We start from the raw sequence: 7,183 nt of genomic DNA, 5'->3' as shown, positions 1-7,183 counted from the left end.
CGCGCGGAAATGCCTCCGCCTTCAGCCCGACCGACGCACTGCCTCGCCTCGCGGTGAGATATCCGGGTTAGCCCTCTCCTCGAACAGCCGTTTCCGGCCGGCTGTTGCCATTCGAGTTTTTCGAAGCGTTGCCTGAAGGGGGACCTTCGCTCGTGGCTGCAGACTGAGCCTGGATAAGCTCGCTCCTTTCAACGCCGGGCCTCGACATAGGCATGGCGGCATTGCTCGATACGGGGCCAATTGTCCCTGATCCAGGAAGTGAAGCCCTCAAGCGCGGGCAGCATGCTCGCGCCCATTTCGGTCAGTTCATACTCGACGCGCGGCGGCACTTCCGGGAAGTAGTGGCGCACCAGAAGGCCGTCACGTTCCAGATTGCGTAGCGTGAGCGTAAGCATGCGCTGAGTAATTCCCTCGATACCGGCCTTGAGACTCGAGAAGCGGAGTCGATGTCCGGACGCCACCGCGAGATGGCTCATGACGAGGATGGTCCATTTGTCGCCAAGGCGAGCGAGGACGCTGTGGGGGGCGCAGGGCCTAAACACGAGGCCTTGGCCGGTTTCCTCATAGGGTCGCCCGTGAATCACTCGGTCCAAGCGTACCATCCTTGTGCCTGAGGTAGAGAAATGTGCCGTCTTCCGGCTGTTCCGCAGTGGTATATATGAGTAACCCTTGTTCAAACACGAGGGTGTTTCATGTCCGATAACAAGCAGCCGATCTTGGTATTCGGCGCCACTGGTCAACAGGGCGGATCGGTCGCTTCCGCGCTTCTTAAGGCGGGCTGGCCGGTTCGTGCTTTGGTGCGTAATCCTCAGTCAGCGAAATCGATCGCGCTGAACGACGCCGGTGTCGAACTGGTGCAGGGCGATTTTGCCTGTGTCCAATCGATTCGGGAGGGAATGAAGGGCGCCCACGGCGTTTTCAGCGTGCAACCGAGTTCGGGTCAGGGGCCCGATCTCGGGCTGACCGACGAAGAAGAGTTGCGCTACGGAATCGCAATTGCCGATCTCGCCGTCGAGAGCGCCGTCCAACACCTCGTCTATAGCTCCTCCGGGGCCGTCGGCGACGAACCGACCGGAATGGGACATTTCGATACGAAGGCCCGCATCGAGGCCCATATCAGCACGCTGCCGATCATCACGACCGTGATCCGGCCGGTAGCTTTCATGGAGATGCTGCTGATGCCTGGCTTCGGCCTAGACCAGGGCCAGTTCAATTTCTTCAGCAAGAGAGACCAGCCGATGCAGCTTCTAGCGGTCGAGGATATCGGCAAATTCGTCGCGGCGATCTTCGCCGACTCGGGGCACTTCGGCGGCGCGACGATCGAGGTCGCAAGCGACACCGTTACAGGTCGAGAGCTGGAGGCCTTGTTTACCGAGGCCGCGGGTCGTCCCATAACCTATGCGCGCTTTTCCGACGAGGTCCTGTCAGCCAATCCCTTCCTCGCGAAACTGACCGAGCTGTTCGATACGGGACGACTTACGGGGAAAGCGAACCTCGATGCCCTGCGGGAGATCAATCCGAATCTGCAATCCTTCCGTTCCTGGCTCGACGGCACAGGTCGCGAGGCTTTTCAAAAGGCTCTTGGAACGGCTGGTGCGTGGGATTACGGGTACGCGCAACGATCTAAATCAGCCCGAACTCGTCCGCTCCCGATCGCCGTTGCTGAGAGGCGGACACGTAGGACCCGCCCCCAGGCCCGTCGCGGAGGGGGACCGAGTGTCTGATTTTCACAACCAGTTCGTCATCCCCGCGAAAGCGGGGATCTCTCGATGCCTTTCGACGGAAAGAGATTCCCGCTTTCGCGGGAATGACGACAAGGGGTAGGTCTCACTTGCAGGCGCAGGCCGCGCCCTGGCTGCCGAAGTTCTTGGCCACGAAGCTCTGGGCGTCCGAGAGGTAGTCGAAGGCGCCGAACTGGCAGACATTGCTGCCGCGCGCGGTCTTCTCCTGCTCCAGGGTGCGCATCTCGATCTCGATCCGCCCGTCGGCGCAAAATACGCCGTACTCGCCGGCGGCCCAGGCCGGCCCGGCCAGCGCGATCAGGCCCGCAAGGCCGAGCAGAACGCCGCGCATCATGGTCCTCCCCCTGTCGGTTCGTTGCGCCGAGCATAGCACAGGGGAAGGACCCGCGCCGGCCGGAGACCGGCGCGGGTTGTCCGTCAGACCTGGCCGAAATCGCCCATGGCGGGGTCGGACACGCTCGGGTTGCCATCCTCCAGGCGTCCGGCGAAACGGCGGGTGAACAGGGAGTCGCCCTCGATCCGCGCGGTGAAGTCGTACCACTTGCCCGACAGCAGCAGCGGCAGGTAGGCGGTCGACTGGCCATGCGGCACCACCAGCTGGCGCCAGGGGAAGTTGAACAGGCTGTAGGCATTGGCCTTCAGCGTGAACACGCAGGGGGTGCTGCCGCGGTTGCTCAGCCGCACGATCAGGCCGCAGGCGCGCTTGTCGTAGCTGACCGCGATCTCCGGCACGGGCTTGCGGCCGCCGGCGACGACGGTCCCGGTGAAATGCCGGTGGAAGCCGTTCGGCCCCAGCACCCACAGGTCGTACTTGCCGAAGTCGGGGGACGTGGTCCACTCGCCGTCCAGCGACTTGCCGGCCTCGACCGAATAGCGCCGCGGCACCCGGTCGAGATGCAGCCGGTCGTAGACGTGGAACGCGGCGCCGGCCTTGCCGGTGTTGACGAAGCTCAGCCGAACCCGGTTGTCGTCGGCTTCGGAATTGACGGTCAGCTCATAGGGCAGGGCCCGCGACGGGCGGATGCCGCGGTCCTGGCGCGGCGCGGCCTGGCTGGCCTCGGCCGGCACCGGCACCTGCGGCAGCGTCTCCTGCTGGGCCCGGATGGCGTCGGCCTGGGCCTTGGTCTGGCTCGGCAGCCGCGGCGGCCGCTCGCTGTTCGGGTTGAAGAAGTTGAAGGCCGAGGTCAGGTCGCCGCAGATCGCGCGGCGATAGGGCGGGATGTTCGGCTCCTGCACCTCGAAGCGGCGCTCCAGGAAGCGCAGCACCGAGGTGTGGTCGAACACTTCGGAATTGACCCAGCCGCCGCGGCTCCAGGGCGAGACGATGGTGCAGGGGACGCGCGGGCCGGGGCCGAAGACGCGGCCGTCCGGCTTCGGCTGGCCCTTGGTGCCGGGCGGCACCGGGTAGTTGAAGCGCTCGAAGGCGATCGCCTGGTCCGACAGGGTCGAGGCGCCGGCCGGGCTGCCGTCGGGGTTCAGCGAATGCACCGCCGGCGACGGCACATGGTCGAAGAAGCCGTCATTCTCGTCGAAATTGACGATCAGGACGGTGCGGCTCCACAGGTCCGGGTCGGCGATCAGGGCCGACAGCACCTCCTGGATGTACCAGGCGCCCTGCACCGGGCTGGACGGGCCGGGATGCTCGGAATAGGTCGCCGGCGCCACCACCCAGGACACCTGCGGCAGCCGGCCCGCCTGGATGTCGGCGCGGAATTCCTCCAGCCGGTTGCTGGACGGGGTGGTCAGGGCGCTCTTCGGCATGGTGTTGCCGACGCCCTTGTACAACGGCTGGGCCCGGTCCTGCGCCGGCGTCCAGGCGACATAGGGGCTGCCATCCGGGCCATTGCCGACCGCCTCGCTGGCGCGGCGGTATTGCTTGAACCCGACCAGCGGGTTGTCGCCGAAATTCTCCGGGATGTTCTGGTAGACCTTCCAGCTGACCCCGGCCTTCTGCAGCCGCTCCGGATAGGTGGTCCAGGTGTAGCCCAGGCTGGACGGGCCGAAATCGTCCCATTCGTTGACCACCGCGGCGACGCCGGCCCCGGTCGGGCCGTTGGTGCCGGTCCAGTGGAACAGCCGGTTCGGGTTGGTGCCGCCGTGCAGCGAGCAGTGATAGGCGTCGCACAGGGTGAAGGCGTTGGCGAGGGCGAACTGGAACGGGACCTCCGCCTCCTTGTAATAACCCATCGACTGGTTCTGCTTGTAGCGCGGCCATTCCGACATCCGGCCGTTCGCCCAGGCGTCCTGCGAGTCGACCCAGCTGTGCGGCGTGCCGCTCACGCGCTGGGCGTTGCCCTTCCTGGCGTCCAGGTGATACGGCATCACCACCCGGGTGCCGTTCGACTGCTGGAACACGGTGCGCCCGTTCGCCAGTGGGATGGTGAAGCGGTCGCCGAAGCCGCGGACGCCCGGGAAGGTCCCGAAGTAGTTGTCGAAGGACCGGTTCTCCTGCATCAGGATCACCACATGCTCGACATCCATGATCGAGCGGGTGGCGTTGTGCGCCGGGATGGCCAGCGCGTCGCGGATCACCGGCGGGAACATCGACAGCGCCGCGGCGCCGCCGGCCGCGGCACCGGCCATCTTCAGGAAGTCGCGCCTGCTTTCGGATGTCATCTCGGATCCTCGAAGAGAAACTCGACGCTCCGGTCGCGTCGGGGCAGTGGGCGCCGGACATGCACAAGGGACAGCGCCACCCTCCGCCGCGAATCCCTGGGATTGCGACGCCGGTAATGGCGCTGTTTCAAATGTGGCCGGACCGTAGCCAAGGTTTGTTGCAGACAGATGTCGCTTCGCTGGGCTTTCTTAAGAATGTTGTGGATGACTTCTCTTGCCGAAGTCGGCGAAAGGTTCCGTGGATGCTTTCCGAATCTGGTTTCGTGCCGAGTAAAGTGAGATTGAGAATGATTTGCAGAATATTGTTGACGTTTCGGCGCCGCTGCGGATAACTCACAGCCGGATCGCGCGGTGCCGAGGCCAGTCAGAGCCCGCGCCGTCGCATTCCCGGTTCAGCCAGGTCGGATCGTCCCCCAGCCGCCGGACTCGTTCTCGCGCAGTGGGGGAAGTCAGCATGGTCGGTCGGTATCGCGGCGCTTTGTGCCTGGGCGTGGCGCTGGGTGCCTTGAGTCTGGGCGCCCTGGCTCTGAACAGCCGGGCCGCCCTTGCGCAGTCGGCGCCGGACACCGCGCCGGCCCCGTCCGAGCCGGCGCTGCAGCTGGCGCCGATCCCGGTCACCGGCGCCGCGGCCGAGGAGCAGCCGGCCTGGACCGACAGCACCGACCGGGAGGAGCTGGACCAGCGCTTCGTGCGCAGCTGGACCGATCTCGGCCGCCGCGTCGACGCCGGGGTGAACTTCAACCGCGCCAATGACAGCATCAACATCCGCGGCCTGGACGGCGACCGGGTGCTGACCACGCTCGACGGCATCCGGCTGCCCTATCTGAACGACGGCGCCCGCGAGGTCCGGGGCGGGCTGCGCAGCTTCGACTTCGACTCCCTGTCCAAGGTCGAGGTCATCCGCGGCGCCGATTCCAGCCGCTACGGCTCGGGCGCGCTCGGCGGCGTGCTGGCGCTCCGCACCTTCGATCCTGAGGACCTGCTGGTCGACGGCCAGGACTATGGCGGCATCGCCAAGTTCGGCTATCAGGGCGACGATGACAGCGTCGGCGGCAGCGCCGCGGTCGCCGGCCGCATCGCCACCGACACCTATCTCATGCTGCAGGGCGGCTTCCGCATCGGCCACGAGCTCGACAACCGTGGCAACGTCGGCGGCTACGGCGCCGACCGGACCAAGCCGAATCCGGACGACTACGACCAGCAGAACATCCTGGTGAAGCTGGCGCATCATTTCGAGGGCGGCCACCGCCTGTCCTTCACCGGCGAGTATTTCCGCCGCCAGGACAATCTCGACATCCGGACCGACCAAGGCCCGGGCGAGAGCTACCTGATCGGCCATGACGACGGCATCGAGCGCACCGAGCGCAAGCGGGCGTCGATCGACTACGACTACACGGCACCGAAATCGGGCGGGCTGCTCGACCAGGCGCATCTGACGCTGTACTGGCTGGAGACCGAGCGGCTCGACGGCAATGACGGGCTGCGCAGCGTCGATGCCCGTGCCTTCATCATCCCCGGCGACCCGTTCCAATACGGGTATCCGAGCGGCCGGTACGAGCGCCGCAATCGGATCGAGGAGACGCTGTGGGGCCTGAACGGCGAGGCCGAGAGGACGGTCGACCTGGCCGGGCTGCCGAACCGCCTGACCCTCGGCGGCGAGTATTACCATATCGGGGTCGAGCAGCATTCCGGCGGCTATGACAACTGCCCGGCGACGCCGACGACGCGGCCGGCGATCTTCGGTCCGCGGCTGTGCAGCTTCCTGCACAGCAACCAGGCCGACATGCCGGAAGTGCAGGGCAACACCATCGGCCTCTATGCCGAGGACGAGATCGCCATGTTCGACGGCCGGGTCAAGATCACCCCCGGCCTGCGCTTCGACTGGTACGAGCTGAACCCGCAGGAGACCGCGGCCTATCGCGACAATGCGAATGTCGGACCCAATGGCGGGGACCTGCCGTCCTCTTCTTCCGACAGCGCGCTGTCGCCCAAGGTGCTGGTGTCGTGGCAGGCGCTGGAGGAGGTGACGCTCTATGCCCAATGGGCCAAGGGCTTCAAGGCGCCGACCGCCGACCAGCTGTACCTGAACTATGGCGGCGCGGGCACCTATCTCCGGCTCGGCAACCCGGACCTGAAACCGGAGACCAGCAGCGGCTACGAGATCGGCGCGCGGCTCGGCGACGACGACCTCGGCGGCTCGATCACCTGGTTCGACAACTGGTACCGCAACTTCATCGACGCCGTCGACGTCGACCCCGAAAGCGTCGGCGTGCCGTCCGGCACCTATCCGCTCGGCGTCAGCGCCTATGAGAACCGGGCCCGGGTGCGGATCTACGGCATCGAGGCCGCGGCGCATTGGCGCTTCGGCGACGGCTGGCGCAGCTGGGCCTCGCTGGCCTGGGCGGTGGGCCGCGACGAGGGGGAGAAGGTCTATCTGAACTCGGTGCCGCCGCTGCGCGCCATCCTCGGCCTCGGCTACGACGCCGCCAGCTGGGGCGCCGACGCCTCGGTGACCATGGCGACCAAGCGCGACAAGGTCGAGGAGGACACCCAGTTCAAGGCGCCCGGCTACGCCATCGTCGACCTGACCGGCTGGTGGGAGCCGGAGCGGCTGAACGGCGTGCGCATCCAGGCCGGCGTGTTCAACCTGTTCGACCGCAAGTATTACGACGCGCTGAACGTGCCCGACGATCCGACGCAGCCGCTGCGCTACTACACCGAGCCGGGCCGCAGCGTGCGCGTGAACCTGACATACAAGTTCTGAGGCGTGGGGGGGCCCCCCGGGCGGCGGCGCCCCCCCCCGGGGGCGAGCCCGAAGTGGGCGG

General features: G+C 66.5%; 5 protein-coding genes. 2 read left to right on the top strand and 3 right to left on the bottom strand.

What is annotated here, in order from left to right; all coding sequences use genetic code 11:
* Nucleotides 1-188 precede the first annotated feature (188 nt).
* A complete protein-coding gene (locus AAHM41_RS37555) occupies nt 189-602 on the bottom strand; it encodes a winged helix-turn-helix transcriptional regulator (protein ID WP_446719518.1) in 414 nt (137 codons plus the stop codon).
* Between the two features lie 90 nt (nt 603-692).
* Here AAHM41_RS37555 and AAHM41_RS37550 point away from each other — a divergent pair, with 90 nt between their 5' ends.
* Nucleotides 693-1,724 (top strand): NmrA/HSCARG family protein, encoded by a 1,032-nt coding sequence (locus AAHM41_RS37550; RefSeq protein ID WP_342241746.1) that lies wholly within the window; start codon nt 693-695, stop codon nt 1,722-1,724.
* Nucleotides 1,725-1,827: 103 nt separating this feature from the next.
* Here AAHM41_RS37550 and AAHM41_RS37545 read toward each other — a convergent pair whose 3' ends face one another.
* Together AAHM41_RS37545 and AAHM41_RS37540 are read right to left on the bottom strand one after the other, a co-directional pair.
* Nucleotides 1,828-2,076, bottom strand: a complete 249-nt coding sequence (locus AAHM41_RS37545) for a hypothetical protein (protein ID WP_342241745.1) — start codon at nt 2,074-2,076, stop codon at nt 1,828-1,830.
* A gap of 83 nt (nt 2,077-2,159) precedes the next feature.
* Nucleotides 2,160-4,358 carry a phosphocholine-specific phospholipase C gene (locus tag AAHM41_RS37540; protein WP_342241744.1) on the bottom strand — a complete coding sequence of 733 codons (2,199 nt, stop codon included), beginning with the start codon at nt 4,356-4,358 and terminating at the stop codon, nt 2,160-2,162.
* 454 nt (nt 4,359-4,812) lie between these two features.
* Between AAHM41_RS37540 and AAHM41_RS37535 the strand changes: the two genes are divergently transcribed.
* Nucleotides 4,813-7,122 carry a TonB-dependent hemoglobin/transferrin/lactoferrin family receptor gene (locus AAHM41_RS37535; RefSeq protein WP_342241743.1) on the top strand — a complete coding sequence of 770 codons (2,310 nt, stop codon included), beginning with the start codon at nt 4,813-4,815 and terminating at the stop codon, nt 7,120-7,122.
* The last annotated feature ends 61 nt before the right edge of the window (nt 7,123-7,183 follow it).

The sequence above is a fragment of the Inquilinus sp. OTU3971 genome (genome assembly GCF_038440215.1).
The sequence above is the reverse complement of the archived record's forward strand: the minus strand, read 5'-3'. Positions and strand labels throughout refer to the sequence as shown.